We start from the raw sequence: 26,881 nt of genomic DNA, 5'->3' as shown, positions 1-26,881 counted from the left end.
TTGAAATATACCTCCCTGAGAATGGTGAAAGCATGTCTATCTCATAATACATTACGTACCAAATATCTTAAGGTTTCAAAATTAATTAAATTAATTTTTGCCGATAAAAGATGAATAATGTCAGATCATTCAGTTTACGGTTTGACTAATGCCGGAGGCTCCGAATAATCGCATTCTCTCAATATGCCCAGAACCCAATTGCACCATTCCAAGCCGGCTGCCGCATTAAAGATGCCTTTCTGGATCAGCAGGTGATCGTAAAACTCCCGGGTACCGAATTTCTTATGTTCCTCTGTCACTTTGCCCTGCATCGATTGGAACGATTCCAGCCGGCGGATGAAGTAAGATTTGCGGGTTTCCACGATATCGATGGCGTTATCCCTGTCGGTCATCCACATGCAGAAGGTTTTCATCGATAATTCGTCGCGGGTCACCGGATCGGGAAGCGGTTTGTACATCCATTCCTTGAGCTTGCGGATGCCGCTGTCCGTAATGGAGTATACCTTCTTATCCGGTTTGTCGCATTGTTTCACCCAATGGGAGCTCAGCAGCTCGTTCTCTTCCATCTGCGCCAGCAGCGGATAGATTTGGCTGTGCTTAGCCTGCCAGAACGGCTGAATCTTGAGCATCACATCATATCCTGATCCGGGTTCCCGTGCAAGGAAAGCTAGTAGTCCATAGGAAAGTGTATTCATTAGCATATCTCCTATACGTGAGATGGTCTTTTCAACCAAAGTGTACACTTAAACTGTATGGTTTTCAACCTGAGCTCATGACTGAAAAGCATGGATCGGAACGGAAAAAGAAAATGATGTTCGTCTAACACTGAGAAATCGAGTTTAAAGGAGCCGGTTCGGCGCTGGACCGCTGCCCGCTGTTCACAAAATAGAAAAAACACGGATGATGATCATCCGTGTTTTTGCAAATCCAAGCGTATTCTACTTATCGTAACCGTCGACAACCAGCTCGAGATGGCCTGTTTTCGGATCGATGACCATGCCGTGAACGCTGCAGCCCGGCGGGAGAAGCGGGTGATTTTTGATCAGGCCCACGGTTCCTTTTACGCCTTCCTGTACGTTATCGAATCCGCGCAGCCAATCGTTCAGATTGATGCCGGAGTTCTCCAGCGTCGACAGCACCTCATCGGAGATGCCGCGCTCCTTCATATGCTCGATCATGACGTCTGCGTTGAGCGCCGCCATGCCGCAGTCCAGATGCCCGACGACGATGACTTCGTCAGCTTTCAGTTCATACAGAGCGACGAGAACGCTCCGCATGACGCTGCCGAACGGATGCGAGATGATCGCACCGGCGTTTTTGATGAGCTTCACGTCGCCGTTGCGGACGTTCATCGCTTTGGGCAGCAGCTCTACGAGGCGCGTATCCATGCAGGTGACGATAACGAGCTTTTTCTCGGGGAACTTGCCGGTAATGTATTTTTCGTACTCTTTACTTTCTACGAACTGCTGGTTGAACTCCAAAATCTGCGAAACGGTTGTCATAATGAATTGCTCCTTCCATAGTTGGGTAATGATGCATGATGTAAGGCGTCAACGCTTATCCACTAGCCTGATATTTTGACCGTACAGCTGCCCGTCACCGGTAAGCCGGAACGATGGATAGTTTTTTTCGGAGTCCAGGTATAGTTGCTCTTCGAAAAAAACCGCCTGCAGGCGGTGAATAATAAAATGCAGATGATGACTCTGTATTTCCACATCATCGGCTTCTTTGGCGGAAACGATCCAGAGTGCCGGCAGCCCGTTGACGCCGCAGCCGCAGCCTTCGGAATCGTAGGCAAGCCGGATGATGGCCGACTGCGACCCGGCAAGCGACTCGATATGCTTTTTGGCAGTTTCGGTAACTTGGATAACCACGGCGGGTTTCAGGCTCCTTCCCTATGTAAAAAGGATAATAGCGTCTATTAAATATTGATTATACTTTCCAGTAAAAGTATCATCAAGAAGGAAGAAAAAATTCGGCGTGAGGTGAACCTAATTATGGAAAAAGAAGCAAAAGCGACATTGGACTCATTTCTCGGACTGGTCCGCAAAATCAGAAGCTATGACGAGGCCATCGGCTTGATGCACTGGGACTTGCGGACGGGCGCACCTCGTAAAGGAGCAGAGCAGCGTTCCGAGGTGATCGGGATGCTGTCGGCGGAAGATTTCAAACTCCGAATTTCGGATGAAATGGGCTCGTATTTGGAGGCGTTGACCCGTCCTGATACATATGAGGGCCTGGACGATATTTCCAGAAGGATCGTTGACGAGTGTAAAAAAGAATATGACGAGAACAAAAGCATCCCGGCGGAAAAGTTTCAGGAATTTATGGTGCTGTCATCCCATTCCCAGACGATTTGGGAGGAAGCGAAGGCGAAGAGCGACTTTGCCATGCTGGAGCCGAACTTGACGAAGCTCGTGGGCATGCTGAAGGAATTCATCGGATATTGGGGCGTCAAAGGAACGCCATATGACACGCTGCTGGACCGTTATGAGCCGGATATGACGGTTGAGAAGCTGGACCAGGTGTTCAGCAAGCTTCGTGACCGGCTGGTGCCGCTCGTGGAGGCGATTGCGGCATCTCCGAACAAACCGGATACGTCGTTCCTGGACCAGCTGTTTGAGCAGGAGCAGCAGGCGAAGATGAGCCGCTTCATTCTGGGCGAAATGGGGTACGATTTCGAAGCCGGGCGCCTCGATGAGAGCGTACACCCGTTTGCGACCGGCTTGAACCCGGGAGATGTGCGGATTACGACCCATTATTTGCAGGACGACGTAACGAGCGCGCTGTTCAGCTCCCTGCATGAAGGCGGTCATGCCCTCTACGAGCAAAACGTGAGCAAGGAGCTGGCCGGAACGCCGCTCGCCCAAGGAACGTCCATGGGCATTCACGAATCGCAGTCCCGCCTGTGGGAAAATATGATCGGACGCAGCCGCGCCTTCTGGGAACGCTACTATGCCGATCTGCAGCAGCATTTCCCGCAGCAGCTGAAAGACGTGCAGCTGGATGATTTCTACCGGGCCGTCAACCGCGTGGAGAACTCCCTGATCCGGATCGAATCTGATGAGCTGACGTATAACCTGCACATTATTATCCGCTATGAAATCGAGAAGATGCTGTTTAATGAAGGGCTTGAGGTCAAGGACCTGCCTAAGGTATGGAACGAGAAGTACGAGCAGTACCTCGGCATTACGCCGCCAAGCGACAGCCTGGGCGTCCTGCAGGACGTGCACTGGTCCGGCGGGGATTTCGGTTACTTCGCCTCCTATTCGCTCGGCAACATGTATGCTGCGCAAATCATGAACACGCTGCGCAAGGAGATGCCAGAGCTGGATCAGCATATTAAGGAAGGCAATCTGGCACCGATCCGCGAATGGCTGACGGAGAAGATTTACCGCTACGGCAAGAGCCGCAAGCCGTCCGAGATTATTTTGCAGGTGACCGGCGAAGAGCTGAACCCGGACTATTTGGCCGAATACCTCGAAACGAAGTATAAGGAAATTTATCAATTGTAATGCAGCGCAGGAACGCTTGACATCAGATCCAACCATCCAAGCGTAAGCACAGAAGCACCCCTGTCACTTCCGTAAAGAAGCCCCGAGGCTGCTTGAGGAAATGGCGGGGGTATTTTTGTGTTCGTCCGTGGCCATGTTTAACCCTTTGCTGGGCGCATGCATAAGATGGCATATGGCTGGAACGCGAAGAAGGATGGAGGACAATGACAATGAGAAAGAGTAAACGTGGATTCGCCCTGGTGCTTGCGGCGGTTCTCCTTTGCGCAGCCGTGCTGTCCGGTTGCTCCGGAAGCAAGGGTGACGTGAAGGTCAAAATCGGCGAAGTGACGCGCTCGGTATTTTACGCTCCGGAATATGTGGCGCTTGGGAAAGGCTTTTTTAAGGAAGAAGGACTGGATGTGGAGCTGCAGACGATTCCCGGCGGTGATAAGACGATGACGGCGCTGCTCTCGGGTGCCATCGATGTGGCTCTGGTCGGATCCGAGACGTCGATTTACGTATATCAGCAAGGTTCGGACGATCCTGTGATCAACTTCGGTCAGGTGACGCAGACGGACGGCACGTTCCTCGTCTCAAGACAGGGTGAAGGAGAGTTGGACTGGAACCAGCTGAAAGGAAAAACCTTCCTCGGGCAGCGCAAGGGCGGCATGCCGCAGATGGCCGGCGAGTTTACGCTGAGAAAGCATGGCATCGATCCGCATCAGGATCTGAACCTGATCCAAAACATCGATTTTGCCAATATTGCTTCGGCGTTTTTGTCCGGAACGGGTGAATACGTGCAGCTGTTTGAGCCGCAGGCCTCGATTTTTGAAAAAGAAGGCAAAGGGCATGTCGTCGCCTCATTCGGAGTGGAGAGCGGACATCTGCCCTATACTGTCTTTATGAGCAAGCAGAGCTATATCAAGAAGAACGGCGAAACGGTTCAGAAATTTACGAACGCGCTCCAGAAAGCCCAAAATTGGGTCCAGCAGCACACCCCAGAGGAGATCGCCGACGTCATTCTTCCTTATTTTAAGGACACCGATAAGGATATCGTTGTCTCGGCGGTCAAACGGTATAAGGATCAGGGAACGTACGCGACAGATCCCGTCGTGGATGAGACGGAGTGGAACAACCTGCTGGACGTCATGAATCAGGCTGGCGAACTGAAAGAGAAGGTGCCTGCCTCCGCCATCGTGGACAACAGTTTTGCCGAAAAGGCCAAATCGTCCGTGAAATAATGGTTATGGAAAGGAGATCGTGCGCATGGAGCCGGTAGTCGAACTTAAAAATTTGACGCATGTATACGTTAACGACCGAGAAGCTTCGCTTGCTGTCGAAGGACTGAATCTGACGGTACATCCCGGAGAGTTCATCAGCCTGGTCGGACCGAGCGGATGCGGAAAAACGACGATTCTGTCCATGATCGCCGGGCTCTTGCATCCGACGAACGGCGAGGTGCTTGTCTATGGGCGGAAGGTGGAGGGGCCTTCCCCGGATGTCGGGTATATGCTGCAGCAGGATTATTTGTTCCCTTGGCGCACAATCCTTCAGAACGCGGCCATCGGGCTTGAGGTAACCGGGCGCCTGCAGCGGGAATCGATGGATCACCTGACGCAGCTGCTTGACGAAATGGGACTGGAAGGAACGGGGAGCCTATACCCGCAGCAGCTGTCGGGTGGGATGAGGCAGCGGGTTGCCTTGGTACGGACGCTGTCGACCGATCCCGGACTGCTGCTGCTCGATGAGCCCTTCTCGGCGCTTGACTATCAGACCAAACTGCAGCTTGAAGATTTAATTGCCGGGACGCTGCGGGAAAAGAACAAGACGGCAATTCTGGTCACGCACGATTTATCCGAGGCCGTGGCCGTCAGCGACCGGGTCGTTCTGCTGGGTAAAAATCCCGGCCGAATCCGCCGTACCTTTGAAGTGCCCGGGCACATCCGGGAGACACAGCCTTTCTATGCCAGAAAGGAGGAAGGTTTCAATGAATTGTTTCACGAAATCTGGCGCGAGATGGAGTCGGAGGAAGACTGACATATGGAAGAAGGGAGGCGGCGCGTATGAACAGTGTGCTTAGATCGGATGAAGTGATCCGGAGGGACCGGGGTTCCAGCCTCGATGCTCTGCATCAAGCTCATTTGCGCCGCCAGCGCAAGCTGCGGGCACAGGTCCTGTCCGTTCAGATGGCCATTCTGGTGCTGTTCTTTGCCTTGTGGGAAGTCGCCGGACGTTTAAAATGGATCGACGTGCTGCTGTTCAGCTATCCGAGCAAGGTGTTCGCGCAAATTTGGAAGGATGCGGTCAGCGGAGAGCTCTGGGGACATTTGGGCGTGACGGTGGGCGAGACGGTCGTCGGATTTTTGCTGGGAACGATCGTGGGGACGCTGCTGGCTGTCTTAATCTGGTGGTCGCCGTTTCTTTCAAAAGTGCTGGATCCGTATATGGTCGTGTTCAACAGTATGCCGAAGGTGGCGCTTGGTCCGATCTTCATCGTGATGTTCGGCGCAGGCTTTATGGCCATCACCATTACGACGCTGTCGATTACCGTCATTGTGACAACGCTGGTCGTTTATAACGCATTCAAGGAAGTGGACCCGAACCTGGTCAAGGTCGTCCGCACGTTTGGCGGAACCCGGAGGCAGATATTCAACCAGGTCATCCTTCCGGCGTCGTTTCCGACCATCATTTCCACGCTGAAGGTTAATGTGGGCATGGCATGGGTCGGCGTGATCGTAGGCGAGTTTCTTGTCGCAAAAATAGGTCTCGGTTATTTGATCATTTACGGGTTCCAGGTGTTCAACTTTACGCTGGTACTTGCCAGCCTGATGATCATCGCGGTCGTCGCCACGGCTATGTACCAGCTGGTCGTTTATATTGAAAGAAAGCTGCTTGCGCATCGGCAGTAGGGAGCAGCCTGGAAGGGCCGGGACTGCGGAGACGGGAAAGAAAAGATAGGTGCGGATATACTTGCTGTGGCATAGAGCCTTTGCCCTTTCCCGGACCGCAGCCTCACCGGCTTTTGATTAACATTGAATGTATTTCTGAAAATTTCATATCCATGTCACGTTGTGTGAAGCATCAAAATCAAGTACCATGAAATACGTCAACATGTATAGAGAGAGGCGGTTTCATGGGTTTTCGTATTATTAAAACGGCTATTGCGACGCTGATGGCCATTCTGGTCTCGGATGCCTGCGGCGTGACGGGACCGCTGTCGGCGGGGATCCTGGCCGTGCTCGGGGTCGATGTGACGCGAAAAAGGAGCCTGAAGACGGTATCCGCACGTTTTTTCGCCTCGCTGCTTGGACTGTTCTTTGCCTGCATTTTATTTGAACTGCTTGGTTTCCATTACTGGGTGCTCGCGATATATATTCTGATCGCCTTTCCGGCCATCACCCGGGCAAATTTCAAGGAAGGCATCGTTACGAGCTCGGTCGTAGTGTTCCGGGTTTTTGGCAGTGCGGAAGTCAGCACGGATGTCATCGTGACGCAAGTTGAGCTGCTCGTGATCGGGCTTGGCTCGGCCATGCTCGTCAACATGGTGTACATGCCCCCGGCTTCTGAGCAAATGACGTCGATCCGCAGGCGGGTGGATGAGCAGTTTTCAAAAATCTTCAGACAGATCGCACTAACCCTTCGCGACCCTTCCTACGTATGGGACGGGCATGAACTCATCGCCGCGGGAAAAGCGATTCAGAGCGGCAAGGAAGCCGCGAGCCGGGAGATGGAAAACCAGGTGCTGCACCCTGACGAGTCGTGGACCATCTATTTTTATATGAGAAAAGAGCAGCTGGAGTCGATCCAAAATATGCTGCAGCTCATTTCCCACGTCTATCAGAAGCTGCCGCAGGCGGATGACGTAGCCGAGCTGTTCGAACAGCTCAGCAGGGACGTAACGGAGGAAAACTACACGGGACGCACGGAGAAGCTGCTGGTCGCCCTCGAGAAGGAGTTTAAAGAAATGGAGCTTCCGGCGACGCGGGAGGAGTTTGAAGTCAGATCGGCCATTTTGCAGCTGATTCGTGAGCTGGGACAATATTTGAAAATCGCGAAAAAAAATAAGACGCCAGCACCGGGCAAGTTGCGAAAACCCTCTGCCGGGTCCTGAAAACGCAAAGAAACCCCTTGGCAGCTGCCAAGGGGTTTTTATACAATAAAAGCCGCATAAAGTAGAGTGACGAAAAGTTTCAGACTAGATTATAAGGGCCGTAAAATGCAGGCCAGCCAAGGTATTTCGGCGCTCGCGTCATAGCATTATTCCTATTCTAGCCGGGCGATCACAATAATATTTCATTCATTTATGCTCGTTTAATCAACAAATGCCTATGTCCTGCATACACTTAAGTGAATGATTGTATGGAGGAGGTTCAAAGATGTCATTAAGCGATAAACATCAATGTAGAGAGATCATCACGAAAGCGATCTGCGGCAAGGGTCGTAAGTTCTCTACCGTAACACATACCGTGACTCCGCCTCATAATCCTACCAGTATTTTGGGGGCATGGATTATAAACCATCAGTACGAAGCGGTTGCCGCAGGCGACGGAATTGAAGTTATTGGTACTTACGATTGCAACATCTGGTATTCCTACGACAAAAACTCCCAAACTGACGTTGCCAAAGAAACGGTATCTTATGTAGAATTCGTACCGCTGTCTTACCTGGATCCGAAACACCGGGCTTCAACCGTCGAAGTCTCTGCGGAGGCCACGCAGGAGCCGAGCTGCGTTGAAGCCAGTGTCTCTTCGGGAGGCGGCAATGTCATCATCCGCGTGGAGCGGGAATTTGCGGTCGAGCTCGTCGCCGAGACCAAGGTGCGTGTTTTGGTGTGCAGCCGCGGCCATGGCGACTACGACGACAAAGAATTCGAATTCGATGGCGACGATGGGGACTATGAGGATCTCGATCCCGATTCCCTTGATGATGAGCTGTAATTCGTAGAGCAAGGAAAAGAGGTATGATGTACTATATGCCGGGAGAGCGGCGGCGAAGAGGGCGGATGCCCTCCTTTTTTTATTTTATTTTCAGCGAGTGAGGGGGGGATGAGGGTGACAGAGGAGGAAAAAGAAGCCCGGTATGCCGGCTGGCCCGACCGGGTCAAGCATGCCCGTCTGGTCCGTTCCGGCATCAGCTCCCTCCTGCTGCCGGAAGAGGACGCGGCTGCCCGGGAGTCCGCCCGATACCGGCGAAGATACGCCGTTAACGTCACTTGCCTGCAAGCCGTTGACTTGAAGCGCGTCGAGGGAAGCGCAGACGGCTTGCGTGTTCCCGTCGGTTCGGCCCACGCGGGTGAGGCACCGCTCATCGGGCTGTATGCCCGCCTGGAGAAGGCGGCGGTGCGGGCCCTTTATACGCTTGGTCTCGACTCGGGCGAAGTCGTGCTGGCTTCCTCCGGAGAGCGGAAGTTCGGCGTTGAGCGTGTCACGCCTTCCTCCGGAATCAAAGATCCGCGCATCAAGGCGCGTTATGACCGGGCGGAGACGGAGCTTGCCCGCCGGCTACGGCGGGAAGAGGAGGAAGGGATCCGCCTCGTGATGGGCATGGATCCGGAGTTTGTGCTTGTGGATGCGGGCAGCAACGAGATGGTTCCCGCATCCCGGTTTTTGGACCGGGAGGGAGAGGTCGGCTGCGACGCCGTCCACGGCGATGGCTTTACGACCTTCCCCATCGCCGAGCTTCGCCCGGATCCAAGCGGGGACCCCACCGGTCTGCTCAAGCGCCTGATGTTCACGATGCAGGCCGCCGGCCGGATGATCGGGGACCGGTCGCTCATCTGGCAGGCGGGGGGCATGCCCAGACCCGGTTTGCCGCTGGGCGGGCATCTGCATTTCAGCGGCATTGTGCTTACCCCGGAGCTGCTGCGGGCGCTGGATAACTACTTGACGCTGCCCGTCTCACTGCTCGAAGACGAGAACAGCCGGGCGCGGCGGCCCAAATACGGCTATTTGGGCGACTTTCGCCGCCAGCCGCACGGCGGCTTCGAATACCGCACGCTGCCGAGCTTTCTTGTGTCCCCCCTGCTGGCTAAAGGGGTGGTGTACCTCTCCTATTTGATCGTCAGCCATTACAGAGCGCTGAAGATGCGGCCGCTGGACGCGAGCGAGCGGGTGCACCGGGCGTATTACCGGGGTGACCGCGAGGTGCTGAAGCCAGCTGTTCGGCCGCTGTTCGGTGAGATCCGGCAGCTGCCGGATTACGGCAATTACGCCGGCTCTATCGAACCGCTCCTGGCGCATATCGAGCGGGGAACAACGTGGAACGAGAGCAGGGATATCCGGCCGCTGTGGAACATTCCGGTCGAACCTTGATTCCCGCCCACTTACTTTCTGTTATAATAGGGCGTGAGCACAAGTGAAGTCTGGAGGTACCTCATGGCCAAGTATACGCCAATGATTGAACAATATTTGGAAATCAAGCAGCAAGCCCAGGATGCGTTTTTGTTTTTCCGCCTGGGCGATTTTTACGAAATGTTTTTCGAGGACGCCTTAAAGGCCTCCCGGGAACTGGAAATTACGTTAACCGGCCGGGAAGGCGGCGGGGACGAAAAAATCCCGATGTGCGGGGTTCCCTACCATTCGGCTGAGAGTTACATACAGCGGCTGATCGAGAAGGGCTACAAAGTAGCCATTTGCGAGCAGCTGGAGGACCCGGCGGTGACCAAAGGCATGGTCAAGCGCGGCATCGTCCGCGTCGTGACGCCGGGGACGATCATGGAAGGCAAAAACGTAGCTGACAAATCCAACAACTATTTGGTATGCGTGACCGAGACCGACCGCATGATGTCGCTGGCGGCCTGCGATCTGACGACAGGCGAGCTGTACGTGACTTCCATGCCCGCATCCGTGGAGTGGCTGCGCGACGAAATCGGCATCTACGAACCGGCGGAAGTGATCGGGGACCCGAAAATGCTGGATTTGATCAAGGCGGAACAGCTCCAGTGGAGCCGGCCGGTCGTCTACACGTCATGGGAGAAAAGGGAGGAGCAGACGGTCCGCGCGCAGTTCGGCGAATCGGCCTGGGCCCGGCTTGATCCGGAGCGGCAGGCATGCGTGGCCGTGCTTATTTCATACCTGAGCGAGACGCAGCGGCGTTCGCTCGGCCAGCTGACGCAAATTTCGCCCTATGAACCCGGCCATTACATGATTCTCGATCCGTTCACGCGGCGAAACCTGGAGCTCGTCGAGACGGTGCGCGACCGATCCAAGAAAGGGTCGCTGCTCTGGCTGCTGGACCGGACCGAAACGTCGATGGGGGCCCGGCTGCTGCGCAGATGGATTGACAAGCCCCTTTTGCACCGCGGGCCGATCGAAGAGCGCCTGGAAGCCGTGGAGCATCTCTACAACCAGTTTATCCTGCGGGAAGACCTGCGGGCTGCACTGAAAGACATTTACGATCTGGAGCGGCTGGTCGCAAGAATCGCTTTCGGCAATGCGAACGGGCGGGACCTGAACGCCCTCAAGCTGTCGCTGGCGCAAATTCCTTCCTTGAAGGAGCTGTGCGCGTCGTCAGCGTCTTCCACCCTGCGGAAGCTGGCGGCGGAGATGGACGAATGCCGCGATCTTTATGAAGCGATCGACGCGGCGATCGTCGACGATCCGCCCGTATCTGTGAGGGACGGCGGCTTGATCAAGCCGGGCTATCACGATCATCTGGACGAGCTCAGAGAAGCCAGCGTGAACGGCAAACGCTGGATCGCCGAGCTTGAGGCCAAGGAGCGTGAAGCGACGGGCATCCGCTCGCTGAAGGTCGGATTCAACAAAGTGTTCGGGTATTACATTGAAGTGACCAAATCGAATCTGGGCACCCTCCCGGAAGGCCGGTACGAACGGAAGCAGACGCTGGCCAATGCCGAGCGGTTCGTAACGCCGGAATTGAAGGAGAAAGAGGGGCTCATTCTCGAAGCCCAGGACAAAATGGTGGACCTCGAATATTCCCTCTTCAGCGGACTAAGGGACCGGCTGAGCGCGGAAATCCCGCGGCTGCAGGCACTCGCCGAGAAGGTCGCCGTCACCGACGTCTATCAGTCGCTGGCAGCCGTCAGCGCGGAGCAGGGCTTTGTGAAGCCCAAGCTGACCGAAGGTTATGACCTGGTCGTAGAGAACGGGCGCCATCCGGTGGTCGAGGCGGTGATGAAGGACGCCTCCTTCATTGCCAACGGGACCCGTCTGACCCGGGAGGAAGCGGCGATTTTGCTCATTACCGGGCCGAATATGGCCGGAAAGAGTACGTATATGCGGCAGGTGGCGCTGATCTCGATCATGGCGCAAATCGGGTGTTTCGTGCCGGCCAAGGCGGCGGAAATTCCGCTCGTGGACCGGATCTTTACCCGGATCGGAGCGGCGGATGATCTGATCGGCGGTCAGAGCACGTTCATGGTGGAAATGGCCGACATTCAGGTCATGACCGAAAAAGCGACGCCGCGCAGCTTGATCATTATCGACGAGCTGGGCCGGGGAACATCGACCAGCGAAGGCATGGCCATCGCCCAGGCGGTGATCGAATATGTCCATGATACGATCGGCTGCAAGGCGCTCGTATCGACCCATTTTCACGAGCTTGCGCATTTAGAGGACAGCCTGCAGAGCCTGCGCAATTACTCCATGGCGGTGCAGGAGAGCGGCGACAAGGTTCACTTCCTGCGGAAGCTGATCGCCGGGCCTGCCGGCAGCAGCTACGGCATCTACTGCGCCCGGCTGGCCGGGCTGCCGTCGTCCATTATTGGACGGGCATACACGCTGCTGCAGGGCCTTGAGGAAAGCGCGGCCCAGACCGCTGCGGCCGCAGAAGCGACCAAGGCTGAACCGCCGGTACAGCTCAGGGAGCGGGCGGATGCTGGCGAATGGGAACGTTCGCTGACGGATGCGGAAGCAGGGCACGCCGAACCGGCCGTCGGAGCTTCCGTTCAGGAGACGGCTTCAGGCCGGGGAGAGTCAAGCGTTGCAGAAGTCGTACAGCTCTCGATATTCGGGGATGAGGAACTGGAGCCGGTGAAGCGAAGCGCTGCCGCTCCTGAACCGCAGCCGGTTCATCCAGCGGTAACGCAAATCCTGGAATCGGTGAAGAGCGCCGACGTCATGAACATGACGCCGCTGCAGGCCATGCAGCTGCTGAACGAGCTGAAAATGAAGGCAAAGGATCTGTAAACAAGTGGGACAAGGCCGATTGTCCGTTCATATCTTTTTTTGAAATGGGGGAACGGTATGGCGAAAATTCGCGTTTTGGACGAGCACATAGCCAACCAGATAGCGGCCGGCGAAGTGGTTGAGCGTCCCGCCTCGGTTGTGAAAGAACTGGTGGAGAACGCCATTGATGCCGGAAGCTCTCGAATCGAAGTCACGGTAGAGGAGGGCGGGCTTGAAAGCATTCGCGTAACCGACGACGGTTCGGGGATCGAGCCGGAAGACGTTAGCACCGCCTTTTACCGCCATGCGACGAGCAAAATCGAAAACAGCAGAGATCTGTTCAACATCACGAGCCTCGGGTTCCGCGGCGAGGCGCTGCCGAGCATCGCCGCCGTGGCCAAAGTGGAATTGGTCACGGCGAGCGCCGATAACGGGCTCGGGCGGCGAATCGTCATCGAAGGCGGCAGGCTCGTGACCGAAGAGGACACGGCGGCGCCGAAGGGAACCGACTTGACGGTCCGGGAACTCTTCTACAACACGCCGGCACGGTTGAAATATATGAAGACGATCCAGACGGAACTGGGGCATATTTCCGATTACATGTACCGCATCGCCCTGTCGCATCCGGAGATCGCGATTACGCTGCGGCATAACGGAAACGTGCTGCTGCAGACCGTGGGGAACGGGGATCTGCTGCAGGTGGTCGCCGCCATATACGGCCGGCAGGCCGCCAAGGCACTGCTGCCGATCCATGCGGAGAACCTCGACTTTACGATCGACGGGTACGTCAGCCGTCCGGATTGGACCCGTTCGAACCGGAATGGGATCTCGATCATCGTCAACGGGAGGTACATCCGCAGCTACGGCCTGAATCAGGCCATTCAGCGGGCGTACCATACGCTGCTGCCGATCAACCGCTACCCGCTCGCCGTCCTGGAAGTCAAGATGCATCCGTCCCTGGTGGACGTCAACGTGCATCCGGCCAAGCTGGAGGTGCGCTTCAGCAAAGAGCAGGAGCTGTTCCCGTTCGTGGAGAGCAGCATCCATCAGGTGCTCCGGCAGGAAGTGCTCATTCCGCAGCCGGTTAAGCAGAGCATCGGCGGTAAGGATAAAGGATCGTTTATTCAGGAGCAATTTCACTTCTCCAAAAGCCCGGCCCCGCAAGCCGGTCCGATGGACGGGCTCATGGACGGCGGGGAAGTCCCGCTGACGCAGGATCCCGGCCCAGCCGGTCACACCGGAAATTCGGACGCTAACGGCTCCCTCACTCCGGTGAGCGCATCAGGCAGCTTGCCGGTGAAGTCGCCTCTAGCTGCCGGGCCGGAAAGCGCCGGCACGGGCCTCTCCGGCCCGCGTGCACAGGCACCGGCGCAGCAAGGCTATTCCGGTCAGAGCAGCCCGAATGCAGGAAGCGTGCGCAACCCCGGTGAAGCTGCCTATGCGCAGCAGAAGCTTCCGTATTCTGCGCGCGAGACGGTACGCGAAAATACGGTTCCCGGATACCGGCTGAACTTGTCGCAGAGCGGGCGGGTATCGCAGAGCTCGAATCCAGCGCTGGCCAGCCGGCTGCTGGCGAGCACAGAGGCGCCGCCCGAAATTCCGCCTTTTCCGGAGCTGACGCTGATCGGCCAGCATCACGGGACGTACCTGATCGCCCAGAACGCGGACGGGCTGTTCCTGATCGACCAGCACGCAGCGCATGAGCGGATCAATTACGAATTCTATTACGAGAAATTCGGCCGTCCGGCCGATGCCTCCCAGGAGCTGCTGCTGCCGATCACGCTGGAGTTTACGCCGTCGGAGTCGGAGCAGCTGACGCAGAAACTGCACTGGTTCGAGCAGGTCGGCGTATATCTGGAGCATTTCGGCGGGCAAACCTTCCGCGTGGTTTCCCATCCATACTGGTTCCCTAAAGGGGAGGAGAAGGCGCTGATCGAAGAGATGGCCGAATGGGTCCTCAGTGAGCGGAGCATCGATCTGGCCAAGCTCCGCGAGACGTCGTCCATTCTCTGCTCCTGCAAAGCTTCAATCAAGGCGAACCAGAAGCTGACCGAGCAGGAAGCGACGACGCTGCTGGACCGCCTTGCGGCATGCCGTCAACCTTATACCTGCCCTCACGGGCGGCCGATCGTCGTTTCCTTTTCGACCTATGACCTGGAAAAACTGTTTAAGCGCGTTATGTAACGCGGCAGGCGGTTCAACAACGCGGGCAGCGGAAAGTGACGGAGAAGGACGGTTCATAAAACGAATTAAGGTGTATAACTAAACCAACAGCGCATTTGCTTGGCTGGTGCCCGATTTTATACAGGATTGGAGATTGTCATGATTATTACGACGGGGGATAAAGCGGCTGAATCGATCGTAGGCAGGGCGGTCGCCCTGGCCAACGAGACGGGGGGCAAATATGTCCCGAGAAGCCACACCCCATTAACAAGAATGGCCAAAATGCACGGCGATGACGAAATCATCGTCGTGCTGGACGGTGGAGCGAGGCTTGTCAGGCCGGGAAGTCCGCCGATGGAGTTTCATCCCAGCATGGGCTTTGTCCGCGCCAAGCGGCTGCTCAAGGGCGAGAGCGACCCGATGCTGGATGCGGCGTCGATGACTGCGGGGGACACGGTGCTCGACTGTACGGCAGGCCTCGGGTCGGATTCGCTCGTATTTGCGGTCCAAGGAGGGCCCGGCGCGCATGTCACCGCGGTTGAAAGCTCGCCGGCCCTGGCGGCGATGCTTGCCGAAGGGCTGGCTCACTACCGTTCCGGCCTGGCCGAGGTGGATGACGCCATGCGCCGGATCCGGGTGGCCTGCGGCCATCATCTGGACGTGCTGCGCAGACAGCCGGACAACAGCGTGGACATCGTATACTTCGACCCGATGTTTCGCGAGCCGCTGATGGATTCTTCGTCCATCAGTCCGCTGCGCGGGTTTGCCAACAGCGACCCGCTGCAGCCGGAGAGCATCCGCGAAGCTGTCCGGGTCGCGCGCAAGACCGTTGTGCTGAAGGAGAAAAAAGGCAGCGGCGAATTTGCCCGTCTCGGCTTCGTGCCGGTCGACCGGCCGCATTCAAAAATTTCGTATGGAGTGATATGTGTTGACCGACCGCTTGACAACTGAGACGAAGCCGCGGCTGCTGGTGCTGATCGGCCCCACGGCCGTCGGCAAAACCAAAATGAGCATTGAGATCGCCAAGGCGCTGGGCTGCGAGATTATCTCCGGGGATTCCATGCAGGTCTACCGCCAGATGGACATCGGGACAGCCAAAATTACCAAAGAAGAGATGCAGGGCATCCCTCATCACCTGATCGACATACACGAGCCGGACGAAGCCTACTCGGTCGCCGAGTTTCAGGAAGAATGTTCCCGGCTGATCGCGGATATCCATGCCAGGGGCAAGCTGCCTTTTATCGTCGGGGGAACCGGTCTGTACGTGGAATCGGTCTGCTATGGTTTTCAGTTTGCCGAAGCGGGAGAGGACAAGGCGTTCAGGCAGGAGCAGGCCGACTATGCAGAGCGTTACGGTGCCGAGGCACTTCATACCCGGCTGGCGGAAGTCGACCCGGAGAGCGCCCTGAGGCTGCATCCCCATGACCAAAGGCGCATTATTCGGGCGCTTGAGATCTATCATTTGACGGGTATCCCTCTTTCGGCCCAGTTGAAGAGCCAAACCCGGGAATCGCCGTATCAATTATGCCTGGTCGGTTTGACAATGGATAGGCAAATGCTATATAAACGTATTGAAGCCCGTATCGATGAGATGCTGGAGCAGGGTTTGGTAGAAGAGGTTTCTTCTCTGCTGGATAAGGGCTACGGACCGGATCTGGTCTCGATGCAGGGACTGGGTTACAAACAGATCATCTCATATTTGCAGGGTGAAGCTACCCTGGAAGAGGCTGTTGCAATTTTGAAGAGAGATACGCGCAGGTTTGCCAAACGCCAGCTGTCCTGGTTCCGCCACATGAAGGAAATCCAGTGGGTGGACGTCACGGACACGGGAAATTTTCTCGCGAATTTCGCCGCAATCCGTGATATAATAGCAGGAAAGTTTCTCTTAAATCTTGAATATACTTCAAAACAATCTAATTGAATCGTTGGGGGTACGGCTAATGAACAAATCCATCAATATCCAAGATACATTTTTAAACCAGCTTCGCAAAGAAAACATCCCTGTCACCATTTTTCTTGTGAACGGATTTCAAATCAGAGGCTTAATCAAGGCGTTTGACAACTTCACCGTCGTGGTGGATACGGACGGCAAGCAGCAAATGCTGTTCAAGCATGCGATTTCAACGGTTACGCCTCAACGCAATGTATCCCTGATGCAGGAAACCCAGAACGAGGTATAATTTAACAGGACAAGCCTCATAGCTGAAACTTTTTCAAATGACTTTCGTTAAAGAGTATAGAATGGCGGGGATGCGGGTAAATCCGTTATTAGACGTTCATTCTGTAAGCATAGGAAATGGAGCGGAGCAACCTGCAAGGGTTGTTCTTTTCATTCCGAGCTTAGAAATCAAAAAGGGAGTCAGGAGGGTACCATGGACAACAACAAGCTGTCGAGGTCTGATAGAAACAAAGAACAGCCCAAGACAATGAAAAAGACAACCAAGAACAAGAAGAAAAAAATATCCGGAAAGCGCGTGTTTTGGACGTTATTTTTCACCTGTGCATTTGCTATCTTCTGTGCGCTTGCCGGATATTTGTATATTACGGTCAACGGGGAGCGCCTGCTGCAGGCGAACAAGGATAAGCTGACCGTACACGAAACATCTAAAGTATTCGACCGCAACGGCAATCTGATGGGGGAGCTGTCCCTGCAGAAGAGCGATCCGGTCCAGAGCGAGGATATTCCGAAGCTGCTGAAGGAGGCTTTTGTGGCGACAGAGGACAAACGCTTCTATGAGCACAGCGGCGTCGATCTGTGGTCGATCGGCCGGGCGGCCGTCAAGGACGTCATCGCCAGATCCAAGGTCGAAGGCGGCAGTACCATTACGCAGCAGCTCGCCAAAAACATTTTTCTGACCCGGGACAAAACGTTCTTCCGGAAGGCGACCGAGGTGTCCATCGCCATGGCGCTGGAACGGAACATGAACAAGGACGACATCATTACGATGTACTTGAACCGGATCAATTTCGGCGGGCAAATCTACGGAATCAAGGAAGCGTCGAAGTATTATTTCGGCGTAAGCGATTTGAATCAGCTGAAGGTTTGGCAAATGGCCACCCTGGCGGCTATGCCGAAGGGTCCTTCGAAATACAATCCGGTGCGCAATCCGGACTTGTCCATGCAGCGCCGCGCCGTCGTGCTGAACCTGATGGCCCAGGAAGGGTACATCACGCAGGAAGAGGCCGACGCCGCGAAAAAAGTCGAATATACGTATAAACCGCCGAAAAAACAGCTGCAGTATCAGAACTTCATGGACTATGTCATGAATGAGGCGGAAGACGTTACCGGGCTCAGCGAAGACGATCTGAACATCGGCGGATACAAAATTTATACGACGATGGATGCGAATGCCCAGAAAGTGCTGGAGAAAGAGTTTGCAGACGAATCGAACTTCGAGAAAAGCCCGGATGACCAGCCGGTGCAGGGCTCCATGGTCATCATGAACCAGGAGTCGGGAGCGCTCGTCGCTCTGCTCGGCGGACGGGATTATACGCGCGGCGGCTACAGCCGTGTCACGAACAGCCGCAGGCAGCCGGGGTCGGCCTTTAAGCCGATCGTCTCGTACGCGCCTGCACTGGAAAGCGGCAAGTTTGATATGTACTCGTCGCTCAGCAACAAGAAGCAGTGCTTCGGCAGCTACTGCCCAGGCAACCTGCACGGATACTCGGATACGATCGGCATGGCCGAAGCGATCCAGAAATCCGAGAACATTCCGGCTGTTTGGCTGCTGAACCAAATCGGGGTAAATACCGGCTTCAAATTCGCGGAATCCCTCGGCATTCAGCTGACCGAAGATGACAAGAACCTTGCGATGGCGCTCGGCGGTATCAGCAAGGGAACGAACACGCTGGAAATGGCTCAGGCGTACAGCGCCTTTGCCAACGGCGGCAAGATGAACGAGGCGTACTCGATCAAGAAGATCGTCGACAGTGACGAAAAGCCGGTTTATGAGCATAAAGACAGCGCTAAGAAAGTCATGAGCGAAAACACCGCATACCAAATGACCGAAATGATGAAAAAGGTCGTTGAAGACGGTACGGGCCGGAAAGCCAGAATCGACCGTCCGGTAGCGGGTAAGACAGGCACAACGCAAAGCGGTTATACCGGTGTCAAATCGAACCGCGACGTATGGTTCGTCGGCTACACGCCTGAACTGACCGCTGCGGTTTGGATGGGTTATGACAAGCCGGACAAAACGCATCTGCTGCACAACAGCAGTCCGCTGGCGGCGGCTTTCTGGGGCAAGGTCATGGACCAGGTCGTGAAGGACTTCCCTCAGAAGGAGTTCCCGGTTCCGGACAAAGTCAAAGATCAGGAGCCGGTGAAGGAACCTGAGCAGGATCAGAACCAGGGCCACGTAAGCGGCTTGAGCGCCGATTACAACATCGACACGCAGACGGTTACGCTGAGCTGGAACGGTGTAGATTCCGGCGACGCCCAGTACCGTATCTACCGCAAAGAATCGTCCGAAGCGAACTACTCGCTGATTCTGGATGGCGTAGCCGGCACGACGGCCCAGGATATGGGAGCACTGCCGGGTATGACGTACGAATACTATGTCACGGCATACTTCCCGGATTCGGGTACCGAGTCGGATCCGTCCAATACGGTGCAGATCACGATCGATACACCGCCTGATGAACAAACCCCGCCTGATCAGAACAACGGAGATAACGGTCAGGACGGAAACGGTAACCCGGATAACGGCAATACCGACAACGGCCAGGGCGGAGATAACGGCGATATGGGTAACGGAAATGGGAGCGATAACGGTAATAATGGAAATTGGAATGACGGCGGCCCGGGCAATAACGGCAATGGAAACGGCAACGGGAACGGCGGTTCCAATGGCAACAACGGCAGTGGCCATGGAGGCGGCGCCAATAACGGCAGCGACGGATCCAGCGGGGATACAACCGGCGATAGCGGCACAGGTACGATAACCCCGCCTGAGAACGGCGGAACGACCGACAATGGCAGCAGTGACGGAACCGGGAGCACCGACGGAACGACCTTCCAAAACCCGGGTGATTCCAGTTCCGGCAGCACAGGAACCGTGACCACTCCGTAACCGAATAGAATAAGTTTTGTTTTAGACCCCTTTCATTTGGGGGTCTTTTTTTTGCTGTCCGCACATCTGTCAGGCAATATTTTGAGTGTGATTCCCAAATGTGATAAGCTGAAGACACCATATTGGAGAGGGAATTTTCCATGAAACGAAAATTTGGAGATCGAGCGAACTGGCGCCGGATTTCCCGCCGCCGCTTCGCCTGCCGTTATGTTGAGAGCGATGCATTTACAGGCTATATTACGCTGTACACGATTTACAACCTGAAAGAGCCGCTCTGGAAAAACTACGGAAATCACACTTACCGCATCGCGGATAAAGGATACTCATGGCTGCAGTACTTTCCACATAACAGCCATTATATTGTCACGGCGATGTTCGACGAACGGAGCGAAATTATCCAATGGTACATCGACACCTGCAAAACGCAGGGGGTCACGGAACAAGGCGTGCCTTGGTTTGACGATTTGTATCTGGATGTGGTCGTCCTTCGAAACGGAGAGGTGTTCCTGCTGGATGAGGACGAACTGGATGATGCGCTGACCCGTGGGGATATCACCAGGGAAGACTACCAATTGGCAATCTCAACGGCGAAGAACGTAATGAAAGCTATTGATGCGCATCAGTTTCCGTACTTCCTCATGTCCCTTGAGGACCGGAAGAGACTATTTGACAACGGTGAATTCCGGAGGAAGTCATGAACGTCCGCAGCGGGGGGCCGGTGGCCGTAACCAAGCATAAGAAAATGTCCGTGCTTCGAAAGCTGCTGATTACCTTCGCCGTTCTGGTCCTGCTCGGACTGCTGTGGGTCGGGTATGCATGGCGGCTCATGAACGGGGCCCACAGCTCCGTACCGGCATCGGCAAGCGATGTCGGCATTATTCTCGGCGCATCGATGTGGGGGGACTCGCCGAGCCCCGGTCTCCGGGAACGCTTGGACGAAGGGCTCCGCCTCTATCAGGAAGGCAAGTTTCCGTATATTATCGTCACCGGAGGCCTGGACCGGGCGGATTACAAGTATACCGAAGCCGAAGGCATGCGGAATTACCTGGTGGACCACGGCGTGCCGGCATCCGCTATTATTCTGGAAAACAAGGCGACGAGTACCTATGAAAATTTGCTGTTCAGCCGGGAGATTATGAGAGAACGGGGATGGCAAAGCGCCGTCATCGTTACGCATCAATACCATGGCATGCGCTCATTGGACATTGCGAAATTTTTGGACTACACCCGACCGGCCCTTGGTTTAACAGAGTCCAGAACGCTTCAGATGAAGTATCACAAGCCGCGGGAAGTGCTGGCCTACACCAAATGGAAGCTGGATGAGCTGCTGCTGCTGACAGGCCTGAAATAGATGGGAAACTGCTAATAACGCCTGGGCAAGTAGAATACATTGAATAGAGAATACATCTCTGTAGATAAATGAGGTGATGGATGCATGAACGGGCGTATAGCGGCCGCGAACGGCCGGCCGGAGGGCAGGCCATCCAGACAAATCAATGTGATTTTGCGCAGCCAGGAGCCTCCTGTCGTCAGCAGCGCCGTTCCGGAGAAGGAATCGGTCCCTGCCCAGAAGAATACAGCTCAGCACAGCCTGTATCAGGAAATTCAAAAAGAGCTGGATCAGCTGGTAGGGCTGGACAGCATCAAGGATTTCGTGTTTGAAATTTACGCCATGCTCCAAATCGCCCATATGCGTCAGGAAGCGGGGCTGGCCAGCGGCGGACATGTATATCATATGGTGTTTAAAGGGAACCCCGGCACGGGTAAAACCACAGTAGCACGAATCATCGCCAAGCTGTTTCAAAAAATGGGTGTGCTGAGCAAAGGCCACCTGATCGAAGTGGAACGCGCCGACCTTGTCGGTGAGTATATTGGCCATACCGCGCAAAAAACCAGGGATTTGGTCAAGAAGGCGCTTGGCGGCATTCTTTTTATCGATGAAGCGTACAGCCTGGCCAGAGGCGGCGAGAAGGATTTCGGCAAAGAGGCGATCGATACGCTGGTCAAGGCGATGGAAGACCACAAAAATCAGTTCATTCTGATTCTTGCCGGATATTCCGAGGAGATTGACTTTTTTCTGCAAACGAATCCGGGGCTGCCGTCGCGTTTTCCGATTCAGGTCGATTTCCCCGATTATACGATCGATCAGCTGATCCAGATCTCCGAGCTGATGGCCAAGGAGCGGGACTACATCCTGATGCCGCAGGCGATACTAAAATTGAGGCAGCACCTGATTCAGGAGAAAGGCGAAAGCGAGCACGCCTTCAGCAATGCGAGGTACGTACGCAACACGATCGAGAAGTCCATCCGGAATCAGGCTGTACGGCTGCTGAATCATTATGCGCACAGCAACCCGGGTAAGCTGGAGCTTATGACGCTCCGGACCGAGGATTTTAAGCTGGAAGCCAAAGGCGCGCCCGGCAGTTTGAACTGATCTTTATTTTGCAGCAATGGACGCTGAAGCGAAAAGGAGCAGATCATCATGGCAAACCAAACGTATGACACGAATCATGAAATTCCGGACCGGGCCGTACTGGTCAGCCTGGTGACCGACGAGGTGAAGAGATCCGGCATGAACACGGAGCACTCGCTTCAAGAGCTCGTCCGGCTGGCCGAGACGGCCGGCGTGGAAGTGCTGGAAATGCTAGTGCAGAACCGGGATGTGCCGGATGCGAGATGGTTTATCGGCAAGGGCAAGGTGGAAGAGCTGAAGCAGGCCTTGGAAATGCATGGCGGCAATACGGCCATCTTTGATCAGGAGCTCTCCGGCGCCCAGGTCCGGAACCTGGAGGAGGCCCTCGATGCCAAAATCATCGACCGCACCCAGCTTATCCTGGATATTTTCGCCCAGCGCGCCAAAACGCGCGAAGGGATTATCCAGGTGGAGCTGGCTCAGCTGACGTACCTGCTTCCACGGCTGTCCGGACACGGCAAAAATCTTTCCCGTCTCGGCGGAGGAATCGGGACGCGGGGACCGGGGGAAAGCAAGCTGGAGACCGACCGCCGGCACATCCGCGGTCGAATCGGCGACCTGAAACGCCAGCTTGAAGAGGTTACCAAGCACCGGAAGCTGCACCGCGGCCGCAGGCAGAAGAGCGGGGTGGTCCAGGTCGCGCTGGTGGGCTACACGAACGCGGGAAAGTCAACGCTGCTCAAACAGCTGACCAACGCTGACGTCTATATCGAAAACCAGCTGTTTGCGACGCTGGATCCAACCTCGCGCATCATGAAGCTGCCCGGCGGCAGCGAAGTGATCCTGACCGACACGGTCGGCTTCATCCAGAACCTCCCGCATGACCTCGTCGCCGCGTTCCGCGCCACGCTGGAGGAAGTGAATGAGGCGGATCTCGTGCTGCACGTCGTAGACGCATCGTCGGAGATGCGCGATGAACAAATGCGGGTGGTGGATTCCATTCTGGAAGAGCTGGGGGCGGCTGACAAGCCGCAGCTGATCCTTTTTAACAAAAAAGACGCCTGCACCCCGGAGCAGCTGGAGATGCTGCCGTCCGGGACGGGTTATTTAAAAATCAGCGCTTTTGCGGAAGGAGATCTGCTGGCCGTTCGCGAAGCAGTACAGACGAGGCTGACGGGAGATACATTAACCTTCCGCGTACCTGCCGGACGCGGTGATATATTATCCCAGCTGCACCGGGTCGGCGAAGTAATTGGCCAGGATGCCGACAATGATGATATGATTTATACGGTGCAGGTGCACAAGCCTGACTATGAGAAGTACGGTTACATCGTAGAGAGCTATAAAGAACAGGTCAGACCTTCTGACCAATGAGAAGTGAGGAGAAACCGGGAACATGGTAACATTTGCAGACGAACTTATACAGTGGAAAGATACAGCCGAGCGGCGGATCGAAGATCAGCTCCGGACGGTGGACGGAATCGTGGACCATAATCAGTGGAAGGTCATCGAAGCGTTCCAGCGCCATCAGGTAAGCGATTTTCATTTCGCCGGCTCAACCGGTTATGCCTATAACGACCGAGGAAGAGAAGTGCTTGACTTGGTGTATGCGGACGTATTCGGAGCCGAAGCCGCTCTGGTACGCCCGCATTTTGCTTCCGGGACCCATACAATTTCAACGGCCTTGTTCGGGGTGCTCCGCCCTGGCGACGAGCTGTTCTACATTACCGGACGGCCGTACGACACATTACATAAGGTGATCGGCCGCAAAGGGGATGGTACGGGCTCCCTGGCCGATTTCGGGATTACTTACCGCGAAGCTGCCTTGGCTGCGTCAGGAGACGTAGACTGGGAGGCTGTAGAAGCAGGCATTTCCGGCTCAACGAAGGTGATCGGCATCCAGCGGTCGCGCGGATATGACTGGCGTTCCTCGTTCACGGTGGAGCAGATTGGCGAAATGGTCCGGCGCGTAAAGCAAATCAAGCAGGATGTGATCGTGTTCGTGGACAACTGCTACGGCGAATTTACGGAGGAAATAGAGCCGACGCAGGTCGGAGTAGATCTGATGGCGGGCTCGCTGATCAAAAACCCCGGCGGGGGTATTGCCGAAACCGGCGGCTATATTTGCGGTAAACAAGCCCTCGTTGATCTTGCAGCCTATCGGCTGACCGCCCCAGGCATCGGCGGTGAGGTGGGAGCGATGCTGGGAGCGACCCGGGGGATTTACCAGGGGCTTTTCCTGGCGCCGACGCTTGTGGGACAAGCGGTCAAGGGCAGCATTTTCGCAGCCGCGATGTTTGAGCAAGCGGGGTTCGAGAGCAAGCCGGCATGGAACGAGAAGCGCACCGACCTGATCCAGGCCATTTCCTTTACCGGACCGGATCATTTGATCGCTTTCGTTCAGGGGATCCAGCGCGCAGCAGCGGTCGACAGCCACGTCGTACCCGAGCCGTGGGACATGCCCGGCTACGAGCATCCGGTCATTATGGCGGCCGGGACGTTCATTCAAGGGGGAAGCCTGGAGCTGTCTGCAGACGCGCCGATCCGGGAGCCTTATATCGGATACATGCAGGGCGGACTCACCTATTCACACGTCAAATATGGCGTAATGATGGCGTTACAGACGATGAAAAATCGAAAATTATTGTAAGTTTATCTGACACGTTATTGACGTGTGATATCATGAAATGTACAATGGAACATGAGAAATAGTTCATGTGGAAGGTTGAGATGAGTCATGGGTGATGAAATTCGCAGAAACATGGCATTATTCCCGATAGGTATCGTCATGAAGCTGACCGATTTGTCCGCGCGGCAGATCCGGTATTATGAACAGCACAATTTGATCGTGCCTGCGCGCACCTCCGGCAACCAGCGGTTGTTCTCGTTTAACGATGTGGAGAGATTGCTGGAGATTAAGGCGCTCATTGAGAAGGGCGTCAACATCGCGGGAATCAAGCAGGTCATGAATCCTGTGTCCAAAGAGTCTGAGGAAGCCACTGTCCTTAATGCCGACACCGAGGTAAAGCGCAGAGAACTGTCGGAATCTCAGCTGCACCGTTTGCTGAAGCAGCAGCTGGTATCTGGTAAGAGACCGGGTCAGGTCTCATTGATTCAAGGCGAGCTGTCCCGGTTTTTTAATAAAAAATAACAGGAATCACATGTGAGAAAGGGAGAGGATATCGTGAGTTATACTAAAGAGGATATTCTGCGTATTGCGGAGGAAGAGAACGTCCGTTTTATCCGTCTTCAATTCACGGACTTGCTGGGAACGATCAAAAATGTGGAGATTCCCGTCAGCCAGCTGAAGAAGGCGCTCGACAATAAAATGATGTTCGATGGATCTTCTATCGAAGGTTATGTGCGCATCGAGGAATCCGATATGTACCTGTATCCGGATTTGGACACATGGGTCATTTTCCCTTGGGTGACGGAAGACCGCGTTGCGCGTCTCATCTGTGACATTTATATGCCGGATGGCACTCCGTTTGCCGGAGACCCTCGCGGTATTCTGAAACGCAACCTGAAAGAAGCGGAAGCGATGGGCTACACGTCCATGAACGTAGGTCCGGAGCCGGAATTTTTCCTGTTCAAGACCGACGAGAAAGGCAATCCGACGACGGAACTGAACGACCAGGGCGGATATTTTGACCTGGCCCCGACAGACCTCGGCGAGAACTGCCGCCGCGAGATCGTATTGACACTGGAAGAAATGGGATTTGAAATCGAGGCTTCCCACCACGAAGTGGCGCCGGGACAGCACGAGATCGACTTTAAATACGAGAACGCCGTGAAGGCAGCGGACCAGATCCAAACGTTCAAACTGGTCGTTAAAACGATTGCCCGTCAGCATGGTCTGCATGCGACCTTTATGCCGAAGCCACTGTTCGGCGTGAACGGTTCCGGTATGCACTGCCACCAGTCGCTGTTCAAAGGCAACGAGAACGCCTTCTACGACGAGTCCGACGAGCTGGGCCTGAGCGCCACCGCCCGCTATTACATGGCAGGCGTGCTGAAGCATGCCCGCGCTATGGCAGCCATCACAAACCCGACGGTCAACTCTTACAAGCGCCTCGTTCCAGGTTATGAAGCTCCGTGCTACGTGGCTTGGTCCGGCAGCAACCGCAGCCCGATGATCCGGATTCCGGCTTCCCGCGGTTTGAGCACACGCGTTGAAGTTCGTAACCCGGATCCTGCAGCGAACCCGTACCTGGCGCTTGCCGTTATGCTGAGAGCAGGACTTGATGGCATCAGCAACGAGCTGAAGCTGCCGGCGCCGATCGACCGCAACATCTACGTGATGTCCGAAGAAGAGCGCATTGAAGAAGGCATCCCAAGCCTGCCGGCCGACCTGAAGGAAGCCCTCGGCGAACTCATCCGCGACGAAGTCATCATCGACGCGCTCGGCGAGCATGCCCTGGCTCACTTCTACGAGCTGAAGGAAATCGAATGGGATATGTACAGAACACAAGTTCATCAATGGGAACGCGATCAATACATCACGCTGTACTAAGAGTGGACAACCCCTGCACCTGACCGGTGCGGGGGATTTTTTTGAGGCTGACAGGCCCCTGCCCAATCTCACTGTTCTTACCATTTAGCCTATACCTCTTT

At 55.3% G+C, this 26,881-nt stretch carries 23 protein-coding genes; 20 read left to right on the top strand and 3 right to left on the bottom strand.

Annotated features, from left to right (window positions below):
• Window positions 1–134: 134 nt before the first annotated feature.
• The 3 genes from KI379_RS16920 to KI379_RS16910 form a co-directional block, all read right to left on the bottom strand.
• Window positions 135–695 (bottom strand): PadR family transcriptional regulator, encoded by a 561-nt coding sequence (locus KI379_RS16920; protein WP_076171178.1) that lies wholly within the window; start codon window positions 693–695, stop codon window positions 135–137.
• Between the two features lie 243 nt (window positions 696–938).
• On the bottom strand, window positions 939–1,502 hold the full coding sequence (locus KI379_RS16915) for a beta-class carbonic anhydrase (protein ID WP_076171181.1): 564 nt from the start codon (window positions 1,500–1,502) through the stop codon (window positions 939–941).
• 48 nt (window positions 1,503–1,550) lie between these two features.
• Window positions 1,551–1,874 carry an iron-sulfur cluster biosynthesis family protein gene (locus KI379_RS16910; RefSeq protein WP_212984270.1) on the bottom strand — a complete coding sequence of 108 codons (324 nt, stop codon included), beginning with the start codon at window positions 1,872–1,874 and terminating at the stop codon, window positions 1,551–1,553.
• A 123-nt stretch (window positions 1,875–1,997) separates the two neighbouring features.
• On the opposite strand from KI379_RS16910, the gene KI379_RS16905 reads away from it, so the two are divergent.
• From KI379_RS16905 to glnA, 20 genes are all read left to right on the top strand, one after another.
• Window positions 1,998–3,515, top strand: a complete 1,518-nt coding sequence (locus KI379_RS16905; RefSeq protein ID WP_212984269.1) for a carboxypeptidase M32 — start codon at window positions 1,998–2,000, stop codon at window positions 3,513–3,515.
• A 209-nt stretch (window positions 3,516–3,724) separates the two neighbouring features.
• Complete coding sequence (locus KI379_RS16900) at window positions 3,725–4,735, top strand: ABC transporter substrate-binding protein (RefSeq protein ID WP_212984268.1); 1,011 nt, start codon at window positions 3,725–3,727, stop codon at window positions 4,733–4,735.
• 25 nt (window positions 4,736–4,760) lie between these two features.
• Window positions 4,761–5,531, top strand: coding sequence for an ABC transporter ATP-binding protein (locus tag KI379_RS16895; protein ID WP_076171190.1), 771 nt, complete (start codon window positions 4,761–4,763; stop codon window positions 5,529–5,531).
• Between the two features lie 26 nt (window positions 5,532–5,557).
• Window positions 5,558–6,403, top strand: a complete 846-nt coding sequence (locus tag KI379_RS16890; protein ID WP_212984267.1) for an ABC transporter permease — start codon at window positions 5,558–5,560, stop codon at window positions 6,401–6,403.
• A 224-nt stretch (window positions 6,404–6,627) separates the two neighbouring features.
• A complete protein-coding gene (locus KI379_RS16885; protein ID WP_089547920.1) occupies window positions 6,628–7,605 on the top strand; it encodes an aromatic acid exporter family protein in 978 nt (325 codons plus the stop codon).
• A 265-nt stretch (window positions 7,606–7,870) separates the two neighbouring features.
• Window positions 7,871–8,431 carry an outer spore coat protein CotE gene (locus KI379_RS16880; RefSeq protein ID WP_089547919.1) on the top strand — a complete coding sequence of 187 codons (561 nt, stop codon included), beginning with the start codon at window positions 7,871–7,873 and terminating at the stop codon, window positions 8,429–8,431.
• Between the two features lie 114 nt (window positions 8,432–8,545).
• On the top strand, window positions 8,546–9,805 hold the full coding sequence (locus KI379_RS16875; protein ID WP_212984266.1) for a putative amidoligase domain-containing protein: 1,260 nt from the start codon (window positions 8,546–8,548) through the stop codon (window positions 9,803–9,805).
• 63 nt (window positions 9,806–9,868) lie between these two features.
• The gene (gene mutS / locus KI379_RS16870) at window positions 9,869–12,640 is read left to right on the top strand and encodes a DNA mismatch repair protein MutS (protein WP_089547917.1); all 2,772 of its coding nucleotides are present in this window, start codon (window positions 9,869–9,871) and stop codon (window positions 12,638–12,640) included.
• A gap of 57 nt (window positions 12,641–12,697) precedes the next feature.
• Entirely contained in the window at window positions 12,698–14,803 is a 2,106-nt protein-coding gene (mutL, locus tag KI379_RS16865) for a DNA mismatch repair endonuclease MutL (RefSeq protein ID WP_212984265.1), read from the top strand.
• Between the two features lie 138 nt (window positions 14,804–14,941).
• The gene (locus KI379_RS16860; protein ID WP_212984264.1) at window positions 14,942–15,733 is read left to right on the top strand and encodes a class I SAM-dependent methyltransferase; all 792 of its coding nucleotides are present in this window, start codon (window positions 14,942–14,944) and stop codon (window positions 15,731–15,733) included.
• A complete protein-coding gene (gene miaA, locus KI379_RS16855; protein ID WP_212984767.1) occupies window positions 15,723–16,703 on the top strand; it encodes a tRNA (adenosine(37)-N6)-dimethylallyltransferase MiaA in 981 nt (326 codons plus the stop codon). Before KI379_RS16860 ends, miaA begins: the two co-directional genes overlap by 11 nt.
• 19 nt (window positions 16,704–16,722) lie before the next feature.
• Window positions 16,723–16,962, top strand: coding sequence for an RNA chaperone Hfq (gene hfq / locus KI379_RS16850; RefSeq protein ID WP_076171204.1), 240 nt, complete (start codon window positions 16,723–16,725; stop codon window positions 16,960–16,962).
• A 192-nt stretch (window positions 16,963–17,154) separates the two neighbouring features.
• Window positions 17,155–19,854: a penicillin-binding protein 1A gene (locus KI379_RS16845; protein ID WP_212984263.1), complete on the top strand. Its 2,700-nt coding sequence runs from the start codon at window positions 17,155–17,157 to the stop codon at window positions 19,852–19,854.
• A gap of 140 nt (window positions 19,855–19,994) precedes the next feature.
• Window positions 19,995–20,552, top strand: a complete 558-nt coding sequence (locus tag KI379_RS16840) for a DUF402 domain-containing protein (protein ID WP_076171208.1) — start codon at window positions 19,995–19,997, stop codon at window positions 20,550–20,552.
• Entirely contained in the window at window positions 20,549–21,205 is a 657-nt protein-coding gene (locus tag KI379_RS16835) for a YdcF family protein (protein WP_212984262.1), read from the top strand. Before KI379_RS16840 ends, KI379_RS16835 begins: the two co-directional genes overlap by 4 nt.
• Before the next feature lie 84 nt (window positions 21,206–21,289).
• The gene (locus tag KI379_RS16830) at window positions 21,290–22,288 is read left to right on the top strand and encodes an AAA family ATPase (protein ID WP_145132248.1); all 999 of its coding nucleotides are present in this window, start codon (window positions 21,290–21,292) and stop codon (window positions 22,286–22,288) included.
• 48 nt (window positions 22,289–22,336) lie between these two features.
• A complete protein-coding gene (hflX, locus tag KI379_RS16825) occupies window positions 22,337–23,641 on the top strand; it encodes a GTPase HflX (protein ID WP_076171215.1) in 1,305 nt (434 codons plus the stop codon).
• 22 nt (window positions 23,642–23,663) lie between these two features.
• On the top strand, window positions 23,664–24,917 hold the full coding sequence (locus KI379_RS16820) for a methionine gamma-lyase family protein (RefSeq protein ID WP_212984261.1): 1,254 nt from the start codon (window positions 23,664–23,666) through the stop codon (window positions 24,915–24,917).
• An 87-nt stretch (window positions 24,918–25,004) separates the two neighbouring features.
• Window positions 25,005–25,418, top strand: a complete 414-nt coding sequence (locus KI379_RS16815; protein ID WP_076171220.1) for a MerR family transcriptional regulator — start codon at window positions 25,005–25,007, stop codon at window positions 25,416–25,418.
• 33 nt (window positions 25,419–25,451) lie between these two features.
• Window positions 25,452–26,780 carry a type I glutamate--ammonia ligase gene (gene glnA, locus KI379_RS16810; protein WP_076171222.1) on the top strand — a complete coding sequence of 443 codons (1,329 nt, stop codon included), beginning with the start codon at window positions 25,452–25,454 and terminating at the stop codon, window positions 26,778–26,780.
• Window positions 26,781–26,881 lie beyond the last annotated feature (101 nt).

Origin of the sequence: Paenibacillus cineris (assembly GCF_018333335.1) — a bacterium.
GTDB classification, from domain to species: domain Bacteria; phylum Bacillota; class Bacilli; order Paenibacillales; family Paenibacillaceae; genus Paenibacillus_AQ; species Paenibacillus_AQ favisporus.
The sequence above is the reverse complement of the archived record's forward strand: the minus strand, read 5'-3'. Positions and strand labels throughout refer to the sequence as shown.

Bases quoted from the DNA above. Each gene is read 5' to 3' on its own strand.
- KI379_RS16920 (WP_076171178.1), bottom strand. From the start codon at position 695: ATGAATACACTTTCCTATGGACTACTAGCTTTCCTTGCACGGGAACCC.
- KI379_RS16915 (WP_076171181.1), bottom strand. From the start codon at position 1,502: ATGACAACCGTTTCGCAGATTTTGGAGTTCAACCAGCAGTTCGTAGAA.
- KI379_RS16905 (WP_212984269.1), top strand. From the start codon at position 1,998: ATGGAAAAAGAAGCAAAAGCGACATTGGACTCATTTCTCGGACTGGTC.
- KI379_RS16900 (WP_212984268.1), top strand. From the start codon at position 3,725: ATGAGAAAGAGTAAACGTGGATTCGCCCTGGTGCTTGCGGCGGTTCTC.
- KI379_RS16895 (WP_076171190.1), top strand. From the start codon at position 4,761: ATGGAGCCGGTAGTCGAACTTAAAAATTTGACGCATGTATACGTTAAC.
- KI379_RS16890 (WP_212984267.1), top strand. From the start codon at position 5,558: ATGAACAGTGTGCTTAGATCGGATGAAGTGATCCGGAGGGACCGGGGT.
- KI379_RS16885 (WP_089547920.1), top strand. From the start codon at position 6,628: ATGGGTTTTCGTATTATTAAAACGGCTATTGCGACGCTGATGGCCATT.
- KI379_RS16880 (WP_089547919.1), top strand. From the start codon at position 7,871: ATGTCATTAAGCGATAAACATCAATGTAGAGAGATCATCACGAAAGCG.
- mutS (WP_089547917.1), top strand. From the start codon at position 9,869: ATGGCCAAGTATACGCCAATGATTGAACAATATTTGGAAATCAAGCAG.
- mutL (WP_212984265.1), top strand. From the start codon at position 12,698: ATGGCGAAAATTCGCGTTTTGGACGAGCACATAGCCAACCAGATAGCG.
- KI379_RS16860 (WP_212984264.1), top strand. From the start codon at position 14,942: ATGATTATTACGACGGGGGATAAAGCGGCTGAATCGATCGTAGGCAGG.
- hfq (WP_076171204.1), top strand. From the start codon at position 16,723: ATGAACAAATCCATCAATATCCAAGATACATTTTTAAACCAGCTTCGC.
- KI379_RS16845 (WP_212984263.1), top strand. From the start codon at position 17,155: ATGGACAACAACAAGCTGTCGAGGTCTGATAGAAACAAAGAACAGCCC.
- KI379_RS16840 (WP_076171208.1), top strand. From the start codon at position 19,995: ATGAAACGAAAATTTGGAGATCGAGCGAACTGGCGCCGGATTTCCCGC.
- KI379_RS16835 (WP_212984262.1), top strand. From the start codon at position 20,549: ATGAACGTCCGCAGCGGGGGGCCGGTGGCCGTAACCAAGCATAAGAAA.
- KI379_RS16830 (WP_145132248.1), top strand. From the start codon at position 21,290: ATGAACGGGCGTATAGCGGCCGCGAACGGCCGGCCGGAGGGCAGGCCA.
- hflX (WP_076171215.1), top strand. From the start codon at position 22,337: ATGGCAAACCAAACGTATGACACGAATCATGAAATTCCGGACCGGGCC.
- KI379_RS16820 (WP_212984261.1), top strand. From the start codon at position 23,664: ATGGTAACATTTGCAGACGAACTTATACAGTGGAAAGATACAGCCGAG.
- KI379_RS16815 (WP_076171220.1), top strand. From the start codon at position 25,005: ATGGGTGATGAAATTCGCAGAAACATGGCATTATTCCCGATAGGTATC.